This is a genomic window from Meiothermus sp. CFH 77666, assembly GCF_017497985.1.
Classification (GTDB): domain Bacteria; phylum Deinococcota; class Deinococci; order Deinococcales; family Thermaceae; genus Meiothermus.
The window spans coordinates 42,301-58,018 of the sequence record NZ_JAGDFV010000004.1; the positions used below are offsets into that span (position 1 = coordinate 42,301).

The following is a 15,718-nucleotide window of genomic DNA, read 5'->3' on the forward strand; positions in this document are numbered from 1 at the left end:
GGGAGGGCCAACCGTGGCCAACGAGATTCAAAAAGTGGAAGTGATTGAGATTAACGCCACCGAGCGCTACAGCGATGCCGATTTTTGGCACAAGCTAAGCCGGTTTGCCCGCAAGGCGGGCCGCGAAGTGGTCGAAAAAGCCCTCTGGCTCTACTACGCCCTGCAGCGCCCGGAGACCCCGGCCTGGGCTAAGCGCACCATCATCGGTGCCCTGGTGTACTTTTTGCTGCCCTTCGATCTGGTAGCCGACCTGGCGCCATTGGTAGGTTTTACCGATGATCTGAGCGTTTTACTGGTAGCGGTGAGTACGGTAGCAGCCTACATTACCCCCGCTGTCAAGGAGCAGGCCCGCCGCAAAGCCAGCGAGTGGTTTGGCGAGCGTGAAATTGACCCTTCAGCTGCGTAGGCCAGCCAGCGTGAAGACGCTTTTTTCGCTCCCGCGAATACCCGCTCAGGCACCATCCCACAGACCTGGGGTCTGGTCGGGTATTTCCATTTTGGTGGTTTCGGCTTTGTAAAGCTGCATGCCCCTGGCCTGGTAGTTGGCGAGGGCCGCCGGGTGGTCCAGGGAGCAGGTATGCACCCAGACCCGCCTCGCCCCCAGCCGCCAGGCTTCCTCGAGCGCACACGTTAGCAAATGGCCTCCCAGTCCCATCCCGCTAAACTGTTGCATGAGGCCAAAATAGACAATCTCGACGTTTCCCTCGAGCTGCACCTCGAGCTGAAAGTAACCTGCCGGGGTGCCCTTCAGGTAAGCCACCCAGGTGTGCAGGTTGGGGTTCTGGGCGTATTCCCACCACTGCTGGTAGGTCCAGTGGGCCTTTTCGTACCAGTACCAGTTGCCCCCCACGCTTCGGTAGAGGAAGTGTTGCAACTCGGCGCAAGGAATTTCAGCTTTCATGACCAAAAGCCCCTCTATTTGGGCGTGCTTGGGACGCAGTTCGTTGGGGGAGAGCATCTCGAGGTAGTAGGTGGTCACTTGGGCTTGCATGGGCCGATTGTATCGGCTTTTCAGGGGCTCACTACCGTGATGGAGCCTTTCATGCCCTGCGCACTGTGGGCAGTACACTCGTATTCGTAGGTTCCTGCCGTGCTAAAGGTGTAGCTCTGGGTGGTGGTGGTGGGGGTAGCCGTGATGGGGTTGCCCGTTCCCAGACCCCGCAGGGGGTGGGTGGGGCTAGCCGCGATGGACACACTCTGCCCCACGCTGATTTTGCAACTGGAAGGATTATAGGCAAAGCCCTCGATGCCTATGGTGTTCGGGCAGGTTGGTAGCCCGGTGTTGGGGCCCGAGTTGTTCTGGCAAGCCGCGAAGATTCCCAACAACCCCAAAACCCCCAGGCCCGCCCACAAGAACCTACGCATGATGATACCTCCTAGCCTCGGGCGTACTTTACCAGCGCAACCCCCCCCGCAAAATGACAATGCCCAGGTACGGTCTTAACCCTTACTTGAGCTTGTCTAGCAAGTCCTGCCGTACCGGATGGAAGGCGTCAAACACCACGCTATCTTCGATAAAAAACGCCTCGTGCTCAACGCCCGAGGGTACGTGGGCAATATCGCCGGGGCCGAGCTCGAGCCACTCTGCCCCTATCCGCAGCCGCAGCCGCCCCGAGACCACCAGGGTAATCTGCTCGTGGGGGTGGGCATGGGGCGCTAAGGGCGAGCCCGCTTTACCTTCGGCCCGCATCAGCATCAGTTGTTTGCCTGCAAAGGGACGCAGCACCGCTCCGGGCACCTCGAGGCCCGGCAGGCTGGCCGTATGGGCAAATTTGGCTTTCATCGCCTGACTCCTCAGCTTTCAGCGGATGGCTTTGCGCTAATGCTCAATGCCCTCCCAGATAGGCTTCCTGAATCTCGGGCCGGGCTGCTAGCTCCTTGGCCGGGCCGCTCATGGTGAGGTGGCCGGTTTGCAAGACATAGCCCCGGTGGGCAATCTGCAGGGCCAGACGGGCGTTTTGTTCCACCAACAGAATGGTTTTGCCCTGCTGGTTGAGTTTCTGGATAATCTCGAAGATAAAATCCACCAGCACGGGGGCCAGCCCCATCGAGGGTTCGTCCATCAGCAGGAGCTTGGGGTCTTGCATCAAGGCCCGGCCAATGGCCAGCATCTGCTGTTCGCCACCAGAGAGAGTACCCCCTTTTTGATTTCGCCGTTCGGCCAGGCGGGGAAACAGGGTAAAGGCCTGCTCCTTGCGCTCCTGCACCACCTTGGGGTTGTTGATCAGAAAGCCCCCCATCTCGAGGTTCTCCTCCACCGTCATACGGGGGAAGATGCGCCGCCCTTCGGGTACGTGCCCGATGCCCAGCCCCACAATCTTGTCGGCAGGGATTTTGTGAATAGGGGAGCCCTTGTAAATAACCTCCCCCTTGCGGGGCTTGTTCATGCCGCTGATGGTGCGCAGGGTGGTGCTCTTGCCTGCGCCGTTGGCGCCGATCAGGGTGACGATCTCGCCCTCTTCCACCGTGAGCGAGATGCCCTTGAGTGCGTGGATGTGACCGTAATAGGTATGGATGTCCTTAACTTCAAGCAGAGGCATGGGTACCCCCTCCGGCCTGTCCTGCCGCGCCTTTGCCCAGATAGGCTTCGATGACCTTGGGGTTGTTGCGAATTTCGGCGGGCAGCCCCTCGGCAATCTTGGAGCCATACTCGAGCACCGCAATTCGATCCGAGATGCTCATCACCATGGCCATGTCGTGCTCAATCAGCACAATGGTCAGGCCCAGCTCGTCGCGTAGCTTGCGAACCCGCACCTTGAGGTCTTCGGTTTCCTGCTCGTTCATGCCGGCGGCGGGTTCGTCCAAAAACAGCAGTTTGGGTTCCAGGGCCATGGCGCGGGCAATCTCGAGCCTGCGCTGCTCCCCATACGAAAGCCCCGAGGCCAGCTCTTCCGCCCGCTTGTCCAGGTTCATGTAAGCGAGCAGCTCCATGGCCCGGGCCTTGGCTTTTTTTTCCGAGGCATGAAACCGGGGGGTGTAGAAAAGCGCATCGAAGTAGGTTTGGCGGGTCAGGCTGTGGTGCCCTACCAGCACGTTTTCCAGAACCGTCATGGCCTTAAACAGCCGGATGTTCTGAAAGGTGCGGCCAATGCCGGTGCGGGCTACCCTATCCGGCGAGTAACCGGTAATATCCTTGCCAAAAAACACCACCCGGCCCGTATCGGGTTTGTAGATGCCGGTGAGCAGGTTGAAAAAGGTGGTTTTGCCTGCGCCGTTGGGGCCGATGACCGAAAAAATCTCCTTGGGCCGTACCTGCAAACTCACATCATTAACCGCCACCAACCCACCGAACTTCTTGGTGGCCTTCTGCACATCCAGGGCCAGCTCGCTCATTTGCCACCCCCTTCCTGGGCTTCCTGACGGGCTTCCTGTAACTCCGCTTTATGCCGTTGCTCAGGAATTAGCCCTTCGGGCCGGAAGATCATCATCAAAATCAAGATCAAACCAAACACCAGACGTTCATACTTGGCAGGGTTAAGCTGGGGAGGCAGGTTGGCCATGTTATAGCCCAGGATGTTGACCCCGGTCTGCCGCCAGGTGTTGAGCAGGTCGGAGAAGTCCTTGAGGATGCCGAGGTTGAGTACGGTTACGGCAGCCGCTCCTACCACGGCTCCGCCAATCGAGCCCATTCCACCCAGAATCACAAAAGCCAGGATGTTAATCGAGGCTTGCAAGGTGAAGGACTCCGGGCTCACAAAGGTCTGCTTGGCTGCAAAGACTGCGCCCATGATGCCCGAGAAGGCGGCCCCTGTAGCAAAGGCGATCAGCTTGGTCGGGAGCAGGGGAATCCCCATGGCCTTGGCCGCAATCTCATCTTCGCGGATGGCCACCCAGGCCCGGCCAAAGCGGGAGTTGGCGAGCCGGACATTGACCAAAACCACGATGCCAATGACCACCAACACCAGCAAGTAGAAGAAGAAGGAATAGGTAATGGCATCGTCAATGGGCCGGCCATAGATGCGCTCGGCCCCGATGGCCCGGAGAAAGTCGGCCAGGATGCCCACATCGGGGCGATTGACCGGGGTGATACCCTGGGGGCCGTTGGTGATGTTGAGGGGTTTATCGAGGTTGTTGGCAAAGACCCGCACCACTTCGCCCAGTCCCAGCGTTACGATGGCCAGATAATCGCCCCGCAGCCGCAAAGCAGGCAACCCAATCAGCACCCCGGTGATGGCCGCGGTAATGATGGCCAGGGCCATGAACAAGAAAAGGTAGTTGCCAGGGAGCCCCTGGGCGGGAAAGCCATCAATAAACTGGGCGGCTTGTGGAGAACCGAAAATACCCCAGGTATAGGCCCCAATGGCAAAAAAGGCGGCAAACCCTAAATCCAGCAGACCGGCCTGACCCACCACCACGTTCAGCCCCAGGGCCAGGGCCGCAAAAATGCCAATCTGGATACCCAGCTCGAACAAAAACGAATTGGAAAGACCGGCAATGGGTACTGCAATCAGCAGAATGGACGTGCCCAGCGCGATCCGCACCAACTGCGTCAGATTGGGTAGCAAAAAAGAGGCAATCAAGACGGCCAGCAGCAGGTAAAACGCAATTTTGTCATCGGTGTTGGTGCGCAGCAGGATGGTTAGGGCCAGGGCCAGTACGGCCAGCAGACCTGAGCGCCAGCCGGTAGGCAGGCGCAGCCCCATCACCGAGGCAACGCCCAGTACCAGCAGCACATTGAGCAGTCCGCTCGATACAACAGGTTGGCCCAGCAGGGAGAGTAGCACCCCGGCGGCAGATAGGGCGGTCAGGCCGATGGAGAGGGGAAGCGCAAAGCGATGGAGGGCACTCATACTTTCTCACTCACATTCTGCCCAAACAAACCCTGGGGCCGGAACAAAAGCAGCAGCACCAGCGTCAGGAACGCGAATACGTCCTTATACTCGGTACCGAAGTTGCCATTGGTCAGGAAAGGCAGGTAGGTGCCCGAGAGGGTCTCGAGCTGCCCCAGTACCAGTCCTCCGACCATGGCCCCGGGGATGTTGCCAATACCTCCGAGTACTGCAGAGGTGAAGGCCTTCAGCCCAGGTAAGACGCCCGAATAGGGGGTCACATTGGTGTATAGCAAGCCGAACAAGACCCCGGCCACCCCACCCAGCGAACCCCCAATCAAAAAAGTGCGCGAGATGATGACATCGGGGTTGATGCCCATCAGGGCGGCGGTCTGCATATCTTGCGAAACTGCCCGAATAGCCTTGCCGAGCTTGGTTCGGTTGACCAGATAGGTTAGTCCAACCAGCATGAGCACAGAGACCACGATGATGATGATGCCCTTGACCTGAATGGTGGTCTGGAGCGGTAGCATCAGGGTGGTGTTCAGGGCATCAAAGGTGCGGTACTGCATATTGAACTCGTTGTGCCTTAGTGCGGCATAGATGCGGGTGAGGTCTTGCAGCAAAAACGAGACCCCGATGGCCGTAATCATGGGAACCAGAATGTTTTTGCTGCCCCGCTTGCGCAGTGGACGATAGGCAAACCGCTCCACCAGCACTGCCATGGTGCCCGAGCCTACCGCCGCAAAAACCAACGCCACAAAAAGCAGCAGGAAGGGATTGGAGATGACCGGCGCATCGGGGTTGCCCCAGAAGCGGAAGACCTCGAGGCCAATCACCGCCCCGATCATGAAGACCTCGGAATGGGCAAAGTTTATCAGCCCCAACACCCCGTAGACCATGGTGTAGCCCAGGGCTACCATGGCATACACAAAGCCTAGCAAGAGCCCCTCGAGGAGCGTTTGCGGCATGATCGCGAATAGGTCGGCAACCGTCAAGAAAAACCTCCTGGCCTGAGATTATACGAATGCACGCATATAGTTTCATGGGTGCATTCTTTTCCGCTTTAGCCTGCCAGAGTATATAGGTTGCTGCGCGAGCTGACAATGGGGATTTATTGGTGTGCTGAGCGCAACCTTGACCCTGCGAACAAATTTTGATTGAGCCCAGCCCACACAAAAAGATGACTCCCGCAAGAGCAGGAGTCATCTGTAAAGGGCTTAGCTTACTGGCGAGCTGCCGGGGGTGCAAACTGAATCACCCGCAACACTTCACCGGGGTATTTGGCTTCCTTCATGCCCACAACATAGTAGTCCGAGAGCTTGCGGTCGCCCTTGCTGTCAAACTCGATACGTCCGGTCAAGCCGTCCAGCTTGACTTCGCGTACCGCACGGGCTACCTGTTCGCGGGTTGGCTTCTTACCGGCATTGGCTTTGATGGCTGCCTCGATAGCAGTCAGAATCACGTTGGCAGCGTCGAAGGCATACACTGCATAGGCTTCGGGGTCTTTACCGAATTTAGCCTTGTAGCGTTGGGCGAAAGCTGCCGCCTTGGGCAAGGTGCTGATGGGGCCGGCAGTGGTGGTGAAGAGCACGCCTTTCGAGGCGCTGCCCGCTATCTTCACCAGGTCGGAAGCATCCAGACCATCGCCGCCCATGAAGGTAGCGGTAATACCCCGTTCGCGCATTTGCTTGACCAGCACACCACCCTTATCGTAGATGCCGCCGTAGTAGACCAGATCGGGGCGCTGGGCGCGCATCTGGAGGATCAGGGGCTGGAAGTTAGAGGCTTCCTCGGTGCCCACCAGGGCCACTACGTTGGCTCCCAGCTCCTTGGCGCGGTTTGCGAAGGCTTCCGCCAGGCCCTGGCCGTAGGGGGTCTTGTCGTGGATTACAAAGAGGCGGGTGCGCTTGAGCACCTTTACGGCGTATTCGGCTCCTACAGGCCCTTGCACATCATCACGCCCGCAGATGCGGTTGACGTTAAGGTAGCCACGGTCGGTGACGCGGGGGTTGGTGTTGGCCGGGGAGACCATGACCAGGTTGGTATCCTTGTAAATTTCTGAGGAGGGAATGGCCACACCCGAGTTCAGGTGGCCCACAATTCCCAGCAGGTCGGGGTCGTTGACAATACGACGGGCAACTGCCACGCCCACATCAGGAGTTGCCTGGTCGTCCTGGGGGGCAAACTGGAGCTGGAAGCCAAGCTGCTGGAAGCGGGCCTGGGCATCTTCAATGGCCATCTGGGTGCCCTGCGAAATGGCGGTACCCAGACCCGACTGGGGCCCTGACAAAGGCGAGACCGAAGCGATCTTGATGACGTTGGACTGGGCTGCAGCCACACCCAGGGCCAACGCGCCTAGCGCTAGAATTGCGATTTTCCTCATGCCGAATCCTCCTGTACTTTTCTTTAGCCAAAGAACGGCTGGTTCATTCTACCCAACCTATGCCGACATGTGTCAACGTCGGACGTTGTATTTGTTTTCCAGCCATTTAGAGGGTACACAATTTTTGCGAGACTGCAAACCTTCTTCAAATCACAATTGCATCCCCATCTCTGCTGAGGAGTTGAGACCAACAGCGACGACTGATTGATTTTTGCCTGGCCATCCACTGACAGGCGGAGAGGGGTCGGGAGAATGGGGGTTCGTACCATTCTCGGCTATGGGTCAGTACTCGGCAAGGTACTGGTTCAGCTCCCACTCGTGCACCGCAATGCGGTATGAGTCCCACTCCACCCGCTTGGCGTTGAGAAAATCTTTGTAGACCTGTTCGCCCAGGGCATTGCGTACAACGCGGTTCTTTTGCAGGGCTTCCAGGGCTTCACGCAAGGTTCCAGGCATCTCGCTGACCCGGTATTTGCGCCTATCACGAACCGAAAGTTCGTACACATCGCGTTCGATGGGGGGCGGGGGGGTCAGGTTGCTCTCGATACCCTCGAGCCCCGCGCCCAGAATCACCGCCAGGGCCAGGTAGGGGTTGCAGGAGGGGTCGGGAAAGCGGAATTCCGCCCGAGTGCCTACTCCACGCCGTTTGGGAACTCGAATCATGGCGCTGCGATGCGAAACCGACCAGGCCACGCTGGTTGGGGCCTCGTAGCCGGGGGTCAGCCGTTTGTAGGAATTGACCAGGGGGTTGGTGATGGCGGCCATGCCCTCGGCGTGCTCAAAGAGGCCCGCGATAAACTGCAAGGCAGTCTTGGAGAGCTGGTGCGGCCAGACATCCAGCTTGCCCTTAGGTTCATAAAATGCGTTTTGCCCATTTTTGAAAAGCGAAAGGTGGAAGTGCAGACCCGAGCCATTGATGCCCGCAACGGGCTTGGGCATGAAGGTGGCGTGCAGGCCGTGGTTGATGGCCACACGCTTAACCACAAACTTGAGCGTGGTCAGGTGGTCGGCAGCCTGAAGAGCATCGGTATATTTGAGGTCAATTTCGTGCTGGCCGGGGGCGCCCTCGTGATGGGCGGCCTCGAGGGGCAACCCTAACCGAACCAGCATATCTACCATATCGCGCCGGGCTTCCTCGCCCTTATCGGTGGGGGCCAGGTCGAAGTAACCTGCTCGGTCGTAAGTGTGGGTGGTGGGGCTGCCTTCGGGACTGCGGTTGAACAGGAAGAATTCCACCTCGCTGCCCACGTAAAGGTTGTCGAAGCCTTTTTTCTGGGCCCGCTCGATCTGTCGCTTGAGCACCTGCCGGGGGTCGCCCTCAAAGGGCTTGCCATCGGGGAAGGCGATATCGCAGATCAGGCGGGCTACGGCGCCTTTGGTGGTGGGCTCGAGCTCCCTAGGATATACCACAAAGGTGTCGTAATCCGGCTTCAGCAGCATGTCCGACTCTTCAACCTCGGTGCGACCAAAGCCCTCGATAGAGGAGCCATCGAACATAATTTCGCCATCCAGCGCTTTCTCGAACTGGTTGACGGGTAGTTCCACTACCTTGTTGATGCCTAAAATATCGGTGAACTGCAAACGCAAAAAGCGCACCTGCTGGTCTTTCAACTCATGCAAAATGTCCTGCTTGGTTCGTGCCATGTGTACAGCATACCGGTACCGCCAGGGCTTTTGACAGACGTTTTGCTTAAGCCAGGTGCATGGGGGCGATTTGTAGAACCCTTGCTCAAATCCCAAAACTCGATTGCAGGAGATGCTCAACAGCGGCCACTACAAAGCCTGTGAGTTGTGGCACTGGCTTAGTGTGTATTGGCGTCAGATTAAGGGAATTTGTGACATGTCTCAGTTAGGCGGTGTGTGAAGCCACTATTATTGGGCCGTTTGTGACGTTGTGTGTGACTGAAAATTTAGGAGGAAGCATGAAAAAAATCTGGTTGGCAGTAATGGCTTCGTTGGGAATCGGCAGCATGGCCCTGGCGGATGGCTTTTCTATCACCGGCAACCTCCAATTTTTACCCGACTTTGGACTGGTGGGCGGGCAGTTCATCACGCCCTACCGCAGCTACCGGGGAACGGCCGTCAACTTCACCCTTAACCTGACCGAAAACATTGTGGCCGGGGCTAGCTTGCGGCCTGGCTTTTTTGCCGGGCAGTTTGTACTGGCCAGCCGCGCCGGGTTGGTGGGGGTTGCTAAGCTCAACGAATCCAATGCGGGCTATGTGGAAGGGGCAATTCGCTTTGGTTCGAACCAGATTGTCCTGCCCGGTCCTTTCAGCTTCGACTTCGATGCAGGTGGGGAAATCTTCATCACCCAGCGCATTGCCGATGCAGCCGTGCTGTATGGGGGCGCGGGCCTGGACGCAACCCTGGTGGTCGTGCCGACCGTAACGCTGAACGCAGCGGCCAATGCCTATGCAGGCCTGAAGCTGGAATTGACCCGCGACCTCAATGCCTATCTGGAAGGGGGTCTTCGCTATCCGTTTGGCTTAAGCCTGGGCTATGACATAACCGCTTCCCTGTATTACACCGTTGTGCGGGGTGTGCGCCTCGGCATATATGGGGGCTACACCAACGCCAGCGGAGCCGCAGGCGCCTGGAAACTGGGCATTGCCGGCGAATGGACGGAAAAACCCGAAACCCTGGGTACGCCGGGCAACTACCTGCCTTGAAGTAAGCTCGATAAACTATTAGCCTCCCGAGCGGGAGGCTTTTTTGATGCTTACCGCTGGGCCATGCGGTAGACGGTGCCCCGGTGGTCAATCACATACAGCTCGCCAGCGGCATCTTCGCCAAAGGAGCTGATGTTCAGGTCGGTTCGGAGAATTTCCCGGCTCTGCCAGCGGTCACCCTGCGGGGTGGCGGCCCAGATGCGGCCACTCACGTAGTCGGCGTAGAAGTAGGCCCCGCGAAAGGCGGGCATGGCGCTGCCGCGGTAGCGGTAGCCCCCGGTGATGGAGCGACCTTGATCGTGGGTATAGGTTAGTACGGGCATGACCAGCCCCTCGCGGTTGCAGTTTTGGGGAGGGTTGAAGCAGCGGTCGCCCTCCATGATGCGCCAGCCGTAGTTCTCGCCCCCCTTGCTGCTGGCAGGCTGGAAGTGTACCTCTTCCACGGCGTTCTGGCCCACATCGGCAATCCACATATCGCCGGTCTGGCGGTCGAAGCTGAAGCGCCAGGGGTTGCGCCAGCCATACGACCAGATTTCGCTCTTGCGTCCAGCCAGGGTGGGGTTATCGGCGGGAATGGCATAGGCCCGGTTGCCTTCGCTGCGGTTGACGTCTATTCGAAGAATCTTGCCCAGCAGGGTGTCGAGCCGCTGGCCCGCGTTGATGGGGTCGCCCCCTGCGCCGCCGTCGCCCATGCCGATGTAGAGCATGTTATCCGGGCCAAAGGCGATCATACCCCCGTTGTGGTTGGCGTAGGGCTGTTCGATAGTCAGGATTATCTGGGCTGAAGCGGCATCGGCGCGGTTGCCGCTCGCGCGGTAGCGGGCCACTACGGTATTACCCTGGCGGTTGGTGTAGTTGATGAAGAACAGGTTGTTCTGGCGAAAGTTGGGGTGGAAGGCCAGGCCCAACAAACCCCGCTCACCGCAGCAGGAAACCAGACTGCTGACATCCAGGAAAGGCTCGGCCAGCAGCCGCCCTTCCTGCAGAATGCGGATGGTGCCGCCCTGCTCCACGATGAACAGCCGTCCGGTGTCGTCGGGGGAATAGGTTAGAAACAACGGGCGGCTGAGGTTATTTGTTACTGGAACCAGATTGATGGTTTGGGCGGACGCCAGACCGAACACCAACAGGGCAAAACACACCATGGCTCGCATGGCTCCAGTCTAGCCAAGCGCAGCCTGAGGCCGATGTGTGTGGGCTACAAGTTGGGTTTCAAGCTCAGAATCTGCCCATTATCGGTGGAAATGTAAATAAAACCATCCGGCCCCACTGCAAGGTCGCGCAGGCGGCCATACTGGTTGTTGATGAGGATTTCTTCCCTGGCGATTTGTTCCCCCCGAAGCTCCAACCGATACAGCCGTCCGGTTTTGAGGGTCACGAAGAGCAAATTCCCTTTCCACTGCGGAAAGGCATTGCCCGAGTAAAAGATTAGATTGCTGGGGGCGATGGTGGGTTCGTTGCCACCTGCGTACTCGCGCACGGCAGGCTGGTAGCTCTCGCGTAGGTCTTCGCCAGTGCAGTTGAAAGTGATGTTGTCGGCAGCCACGGTCAGGATCGTGCCAAAAGGCTGGGTGCCGCTGCATCGGGGCCAGCCGTAGTTCTTGCCCCTTTTGATGATATTGAGTTCGTCGCGGGTGTTGGGGCCGTGCTCGGTAGACCACAAGAGTCCGGTACCCGGCTGGAAGGCAAGCCCCTGGGGGTTGCGATGACCCAAAGTCCAGATGGCCCTGGCGGCTCCGCTGGTCTGGTTGTAAAACGGGTTGTCGGTTGGAATGCTGCCATCGGGGTTGATGCGGAATATTTTCCCTGCCAGTAGTTTCAAGCTCTGAGCCTTGGCTGCAAAGCCGAACTCACCCGGAATATTCGAGGGTGCATCGCCAGCGTCACCCATCGAAACATACAATTTGTTATCAGAACCCCACACCACCCGGCAGCCGTTGTGGTTCCACCAGCCCAGCATCTCATCGAGCAAGACTTTTTCTTGGGTAAGGCGGCCTGCGGAGAGGACGAAGCTCGAGAGCCGGTTGCGGCGGTTATTGTCGCTCTGAAGGCCGTCCTTCCAGTAGGAGTAGCAGATATAGAGCTTGCTGTTGCGGGCAAAGCCAGGATCGAGCTCGAGGCCCATCACCCCGCCCTCGCCTTCGTCGCGCACGGCAGCCTCGCCCTCGTAAGTGGTGATTCTGCCGGTACGCAAATCCAGCGCACTTACCCCGATGGTAGCTCTGTCGCGTTGGGTAAAAAACAGGCGCCCGTCGGGAGCGAACTTCAGGCTCCAGGGCACCCCCAGGTTGCGGGCTACCTCCTCGACCCGAAAGTTGGGGTTGTTTTGTGGCAGAGCATAGCTGGAAAGCAGGAGTAGGAGCAGTGTTAACCAAGGCATAGCTCTTAGTGTAGAAGTCATCCATGAACGGCTTATGGAAAAAGCCCGTGTCCAGTGGGCACAGGCTTCAGACGTTTTTGAGTTTACGCAAGGTTATGACTGCTTCACGGACACCGTTGAGGCCATCAGGGTTGGTCTTCCAGTCTCCGTCTAAACCTGGCTAACATAATCCAGGCTGGATCATTTTTGCGGAACCAGGCGCAAAATTCGCCCCGAATCTGTAGATAGGTATATCAAACCATCTGGCCCGGTGACGATATCGCGCAAGCGACCAAGACCAGGATGGGGGCCGCTGTTGGTATCAATCAAGATCTCCTCCTGTGCGACCGACTCTCCGTTCAAAACCAGTCGGTACAGCCGCCCGGTTCTGAGGGTGACAAAAAAGAGGTTGTTGCGCCAGGCGGTAAAGACGTTGCCGGTATAAAACATCATGTCGCTGGGTGCGATGGTGTCGCTGGCGGTGTAGTGCTTAATGGCAGGTTCGTAGTTGGTGATGCCGGGGCAGGGGTCGGTGCCCATGCAGTTGGGCCAGCCGTAGTTCTTGCCCTTTTTGATGACATTGAGCTCATCCTTCTTGTCAGGCCCATGCTCGGTAGACCACAGGATACCAGTGCCCGGTTGGAAGGCCAGCCCCTGGGCGTTGCGGTGCCCTAGCGTCCAGACCGGACTACCTGGAAACGGGTTATCGGTGGGAATCGTGCCGTCGGGGTTGATGCGGAAAATTTTGCCGGCCAGCGCAGAGGGATCTTGTGCGGCGGGTTGATCCTGGGCATCCCCCATCGAGAAGTAGAGCTTGCCATCGGGGCCCCACACCACCCGGCAGCCGTTATGGGTGGAAGCGCCGCGCATGTTATCCAGCAAAATCAACTCGTTGGTTAGAGAATTGCCGGAAATCTTGAAGCGCGAGAGCCGGTTGCGCGAACCGCCGTTGGAAATCGAATAGCAGATATAGACCTGATTGTTGCTGGCGAAGCTGGGGTCGAGTTCCATACCCAGAATGCCACCTTCGCCGTCGTCTCGAACCGCCGAGGTGCCGTTGTAGTGGGTTATGGCGCCGGTGCTTATATTCAGGGCGCTTACACGAATTTGGCTCAGATCGCGATTGGTATAGAGCAGCCGACCATCGGGCGCAAAGTGGATACTCCAGGGCACACCGCCCAGACCACTCTTAACTTCTTCTACCCGAAAGCTGATGAAGCCGGGAGGGGGATCGGTTTGTTGACAACCAATCAGGCCGAGGGTTAGCAACGCAAAAATGGAAAGTGGTCTCATGGACTCTCCTGGATAGGGTTTGACTACGAGCCATCGAACAAACTCTTGAGTTAAAACCTATGTCGAACTCCTGAGTGCTTTCTGAAATAGCGTTCAACAGTTCAAAACTGAAACAGGCTTTTTCGTATTCCCTTACCCTCTCCCCACGGTGGGAGAGGGTGGCAACAGTGCACGTTTGTTGGATTCCCCTTTTGATGGTCTGGAACTTTACCGACGGCAACCCCGTGTCGTCGGGTGAGGGGCTCTGCCCAAGACATCTAGCTGGATGATAAAAGCCTGAAACTGGACTTGCCTGATGGATGTTTGACCGTGAGCAGTTTAGAATGACGCGGAAGTACAGTAGAGGAGGAATCATGCGCCGTAGAGACGTACTAAAAGCAGGTTTGGTTGGCGGAGCAGCCCTGGCGGGTCTGACCAAGGCCCAGAGTGGTGGCAACTTCACCATGACCATCGTCCACATCAACGATACCCACGCCCGGCTCGAGCCGACCGGCGGCCTGACCTTAGGGGGCCAGCAGAACCAGCGCCTTGGGGGCTTTGCTCGAGTAATCTCCCTGTTCGACCGGCTGCGGGGCACCGCTATCAACCCTCTGTTCTTGCACGCGGGAGATGTGTTCCAGGGCACTTTGTACTTCAACCAGTACCAGGGGCTGGCTGACCGCTACTTTATGCACCGCATGGGTATTCGGGCCATGGCTCCCGGCAACCACGAGTACAACCTAGGGCCGGATGGCTTGGCGAACTTTTTGAACGGGGCGCGCTTTCCGGTGGTCTCGGCCAACACCGATGTCTCGAGGGAACCCAAGCTGGCGGGGCGCATCAAGCCCTATGCGGTGGTGAGCGTGGGAGGTCAGCAGGTGGGCATCATTGGCCTCACCACCCCCGAGACCTCCATCCTCTCGAGCCCTGGCCCCAATGTGCGCTTTACCGATCCGGTGGCCGCCACGCAACAGGCGGTAGTGGAGTTGCTGGCTCGTGGCGTGAAGAATATCGTGGTGCTGTCGCACCTGGGCTACCAGGAAGACCAGCAACTTGCTCGCCGGGTGACGGGCGTGCAGGTAATTGTGGGCGGCCACAGCCACACCCTCCTGGGCCAGACCCCTTTTCCGGAGCTGCGCCCAGGCGGGGCCTACCCCACCATTGTCAAGAACCCTGAGAACAAGGATGTGCTGGTGGTACAGGCCTGGGAGTGGGCCAAGGTAGTGGGCCGTTTGCAGGTCACCTTTAACGCCCAGGGTGAACTGGTGGCGTACCAGGGCCAGGTGATCCCGATGACCGCTAACCTGCCCGAGGATCGCTTCGCGCTGGACGCCATTACGGCCTATGGTCTGCCCATTGCCGCGCTGCGGGCGCAGGTGGTTTCCAGGGCGGCGGTGGCCCTCAACGGCGAACGCAACGATGTGCGCCGCCGCGAGACCAACCTGGCCAACCTGATTGCCGACGCCATGCTCTGGAAGACCCGCCAGGCTGGGGCTACCATCGCGCTGCAAAACGGCGGGGGCATCCGGGCCAGCATCCCGGCAGGGAACATCACCGTGGGGCAGGTCAACGAGGTACTGCCCTTTGGAAATACCCTGACGGTGCTCGAGCTAAAGGGCAGCGAGATTCTGGCGGCTCTGGAAAATGGGGTTTCCCAGTGGGAGCAGATTGCAGGACGCTTCCTGTCGGGTGTGGCCGGTATCCGCTACACCTTCGACCTGAGTCGCCCGGCGGGTAGCCGCGTGACCCAGGTTCAGGTTCAGACCCAGACCGGCTTCCAACCGCTTGACCCCAACGCCACCTACCGTGTTGTGACCAACAGCTTTACCGCCGCAGGCGGCGACGGCTTTACCTCCTTCCGCGACGCCAGAGGCTTCCGGGTAGACACCGGCTTCAGCGATGCCGAGGTGTTGATCGAGTACCTGCGCACCCAGCCCTCCTGGGAGCCCCGCCTGGAGAACCGCATCACCATCCTCAACGAACCCAGGGGCCAGCGCTGGGAGGGGCCGTTCTACGTGGATAGCTTCCTCCGGGTAGGGGTCTAGGCCACGAAGATAGCTCGACCTGAGCCAGCAAAACCTCCTTCCGCCCTCCCCCTGTACGGAGGGGGAGGGGTTTCTAGTGGTCTGGTAATCAATATTCCAGCATGATAACCCTACGAGACAAGCACCACCAGGATTCACCTGAGCGCCGGGGAACGTGGGCATTTGGAGCAGATGGTCAAGAAGATGGAGTGCGGGGCACGGAAGTACAAACGGGC

15 protein-coding genes are annotated in these 15,718 nt (G+C 58.6%); 3 read left to right on the forward strand and 12 right to left on the reverse strand.

Annotation, left to right across the window (positions count from 1 at the left end; all coding sequences use genetic code 11):
- The first annotated feature begins 13 nt into the window (after positions 1 to 13).
- Positions 14 to 406, forward strand: a complete 393-nt coding sequence (locus J3L12_RS03325) for a YkvA family protein (protein ID WP_208013626.1) — start codon at positions 14 to 16, stop codon at positions 404 to 406.
- 45 nt (positions 407 to 451) lie between these two features.
- On the opposite strand, the gene J3L12_RS03330 is transcribed toward J3L12_RS03325, so the two are convergent.
- The 9 genes from J3L12_RS03330 to glnA form a co-directional block, all read right to left on the reverse strand.
- Positions 452 to 991, reverse strand: coding sequence for a GNAT family N-acetyltransferase (locus J3L12_RS03330; protein WP_208013627.1), 540 nt, complete (start codon positions 989 to 991; stop codon positions 452 to 454).
- Between the two features lie 20 nt (positions 992 to 1,011).
- Positions 1,012 to 1,365, reverse strand: a complete 354-nt coding sequence (locus tag J3L12_RS03335; RefSeq protein WP_208013628.1) for a plastocyanin/azurin family copper-binding protein — start codon at positions 1,363 to 1,365, stop codon at positions 1,012 to 1,014.
- Positions 1,366 to 1,447: 82 nt separating this feature from the next.
- Positions 1,448 to 1,783: a cupin domain-containing protein gene (locus J3L12_RS03340; protein ID WP_208013629.1), complete on the reverse strand. Its 336-nt coding sequence runs from the start codon at positions 1,781 to 1,783 to the stop codon at positions 1,448 to 1,450.
- Between the two features lie 43 nt (positions 1,784 to 1,826).
- On the reverse strand, positions 1,827 to 2,540 hold the full coding sequence (locus J3L12_RS03345) for an ABC transporter ATP-binding protein (RefSeq protein WP_208013630.1): 714 nt from the start codon (positions 2,538 to 2,540) through the stop codon (positions 1,827 to 1,829).
- Positions 2,527 to 3,333, reverse strand: a complete 807-nt coding sequence (locus J3L12_RS03350; protein ID WP_208013631.1) for an ABC transporter ATP-binding protein — start codon at positions 3,331 to 3,333, stop codon at positions 2,527 to 2,529. Before J3L12_RS03350 ends, J3L12_RS03345 begins: the two co-directional genes overlap by 14 nt.
- A complete protein-coding gene (locus tag J3L12_RS03355) occupies positions 3,330 to 4,790 on the reverse strand; it encodes a branched-chain amino acid ABC transporter permease (protein WP_208013632.1) in 1,461 nt (486 codons plus the stop codon). The genes J3L12_RS03350 and J3L12_RS03355 overlap by 4 nt, the downstream gene beginning before the upstream one ends.
- Positions 4,787 to 5,740, reverse strand: a complete 954-nt coding sequence (locus tag J3L12_RS03360; protein WP_208013727.1) for a branched-chain amino acid ABC transporter permease — start codon at positions 5,738 to 5,740, stop codon at positions 4,787 to 4,789. Before J3L12_RS03360 ends, J3L12_RS03355 begins: the two co-directional genes overlap by 4 nt.
- A gap of 254 nt (positions 5,741 to 5,994) precedes the next feature.
- Entirely contained in the window at positions 5,995 to 7,155 is a 1,161-nt protein-coding gene (locus J3L12_RS03365; protein WP_208013633.1) for a branched-chain amino acid ABC transporter substrate-binding protein, read from the reverse strand.
- A 282-nt stretch (positions 7,156 to 7,437) separates the two neighbouring features.
- Positions 7,438 to 8,799, reverse strand: coding sequence for a type I glutamate--ammonia ligase (gene glnA / locus J3L12_RS03370; protein ID WP_208013634.1), 1,362 nt, complete (start codon positions 8,797 to 8,799; stop codon positions 7,438 to 7,440).
- A gap of 278 nt (positions 8,800 to 9,077) precedes the next feature.
- Here glnA and J3L12_RS03375 point away from each other — a divergent pair, with 278 nt between their 5' ends.
- Positions 9,078 to 9,827 (forward strand): hypothetical protein, encoded by a 750-nt coding sequence (locus J3L12_RS03375; protein ID WP_208013635.1) that lies wholly within the window; start codon positions 9,078 to 9,080, stop codon positions 9,825 to 9,827.
- Positions 9,828 to 9,877: 50 nt separating this feature from the next.
- Here the strand turns inward: J3L12_RS03375 and J3L12_RS03380 are convergent, their stop codons facing one another.
- The 3 genes from J3L12_RS03380 to J3L12_RS03390 form a co-directional block, all read right to left on the reverse strand.
- On the reverse strand, positions 9,878 to 10,981 hold the full coding sequence (locus J3L12_RS03380) for a PQQ-dependent sugar dehydrogenase (protein ID WP_208013636.1): 1,104 nt from the start codon (positions 10,979 to 10,981) through the stop codon (positions 9,878 to 9,880).
- Between the two features lie 44 nt (positions 10,982 to 11,025).
- Entirely contained in the window at positions 11,026 to 12,207 is a 1,182-nt protein-coding gene (locus J3L12_RS03385) for a PQQ-dependent sugar dehydrogenase (protein ID WP_208013637.1), read from the reverse strand.
- A gap of 180 nt (positions 12,208 to 12,387) precedes the next feature.
- The gene (locus J3L12_RS03390) at positions 12,388 to 13,479 is read right to left on the reverse strand and encodes a PQQ-dependent sugar dehydrogenase (RefSeq protein WP_208013638.1); all 1,092 of its coding nucleotides are present in this window, start codon (positions 13,477 to 13,479) and stop codon (positions 12,388 to 12,390) included.
- Positions 13,480 to 13,832: 353 nt separating this feature from the next.
- On the opposite strand from J3L12_RS03390, the gene J3L12_RS03395 reads away from it, so the two are divergent.
- Positions 13,833 to 15,503, forward strand: coding sequence for a bifunctional metallophosphatase/5'-nucleotidase (locus tag J3L12_RS03395; RefSeq protein WP_208013639.1), 1,671 nt, complete (start codon positions 13,833 to 13,835; stop codon positions 15,501 to 15,503).
- The last annotated feature ends 215 nt before the right edge of the window (positions 15,504 to 15,718 follow it).

Coding starts and splice junctions, on each gene's coding strand:
- J3L12_RS03330 (WP_208013627.1), bottom strand. CDS start 991: ATGCAAGCCCAAGTGACCACCTACTACCTCGAGATGCTCTCCCCCAAC.
- J3L12_RS03335 (WP_208013628.1), bottom strand. CDS start 1,365: ATGCGTAGGTTCTTGTGGGCGGGCCTGGGGGTTTTGGGGTTGTTGGGA.
- J3L12_RS03340 (WP_208013629.1), bottom strand. CDS start 1,783: ATGAAAGCCAAATTTGCCCATACGGCCAGCCTGCCGGGCCTCGAGGTG.
- J3L12_RS03345 (WP_208013630.1), bottom strand. CDS start 2,540: ATGCCTCTGCTTGAAGTTAAGGACATCCATACCTATTACGGTCACATC.
- J3L12_RS03350 (WP_208013631.1), bottom strand. CDS start 3,333: ATGAGCGAGCTGGCCCTGGATGTGCAGAAGGCCACCAAGAAGTTCGGT.
- J3L12_RS03355 (WP_208013632.1), bottom strand. CDS start 4,790: ATGAGTGCCCTCCATCGCTTTGCGCTTCCCCTCTCCATCGGCCTGACC.
- J3L12_RS03360 (WP_208013727.1), bottom strand. CDS start 5,740: ATGCCGCAAACGCTCCTCGAGGGGCTCTTGCTAGGCTTTGTGTATGCC.
- J3L12_RS03365 (WP_208013633.1), bottom strand. CDS start 7,155: ATGAGGAAAATCGCAATTCTAGCGCTAGGCGCGTTGGCCCTGGGTGTG.
- glnA (WP_208013634.1), bottom strand. CDS start 8,799: ATGGCACGAACCAAGCAGGACATTTTGCATGAGTTGAAAGACCAGCAG.
- J3L12_RS03375 (WP_208013635.1), top strand. CDS start 9,078: ATGAAAAAAATCTGGTTGGCAGTAATGGCTTCGTTGGGAATCGGCAGC.
- J3L12_RS03380 (WP_208013636.1), bottom strand. CDS start 10,981: ATGCGAGCCATGGTGTGTTTTGCCCTGTTGGTGTTCGGTCTGGCGTCC.
- J3L12_RS03385 (WP_208013637.1), bottom strand. CDS start 12,207: ATGCCTTGGTTAACACTGCTCCTACTCCTGCTTTCCAGCTATGCTCTG.
- J3L12_RS03390 (WP_208013638.1), bottom strand. CDS start 13,479: ATGAGACCACTTTCCATTTTTGCGTTGCTAACCCTCGGCCTGATTGGT.
- J3L12_RS03395 (WP_208013639.1), top strand. CDS start 13,833: ATGCGCCGTAGAGACGTACTAAAAGCAGGTTTGGTTGGCGGAGCAGCC.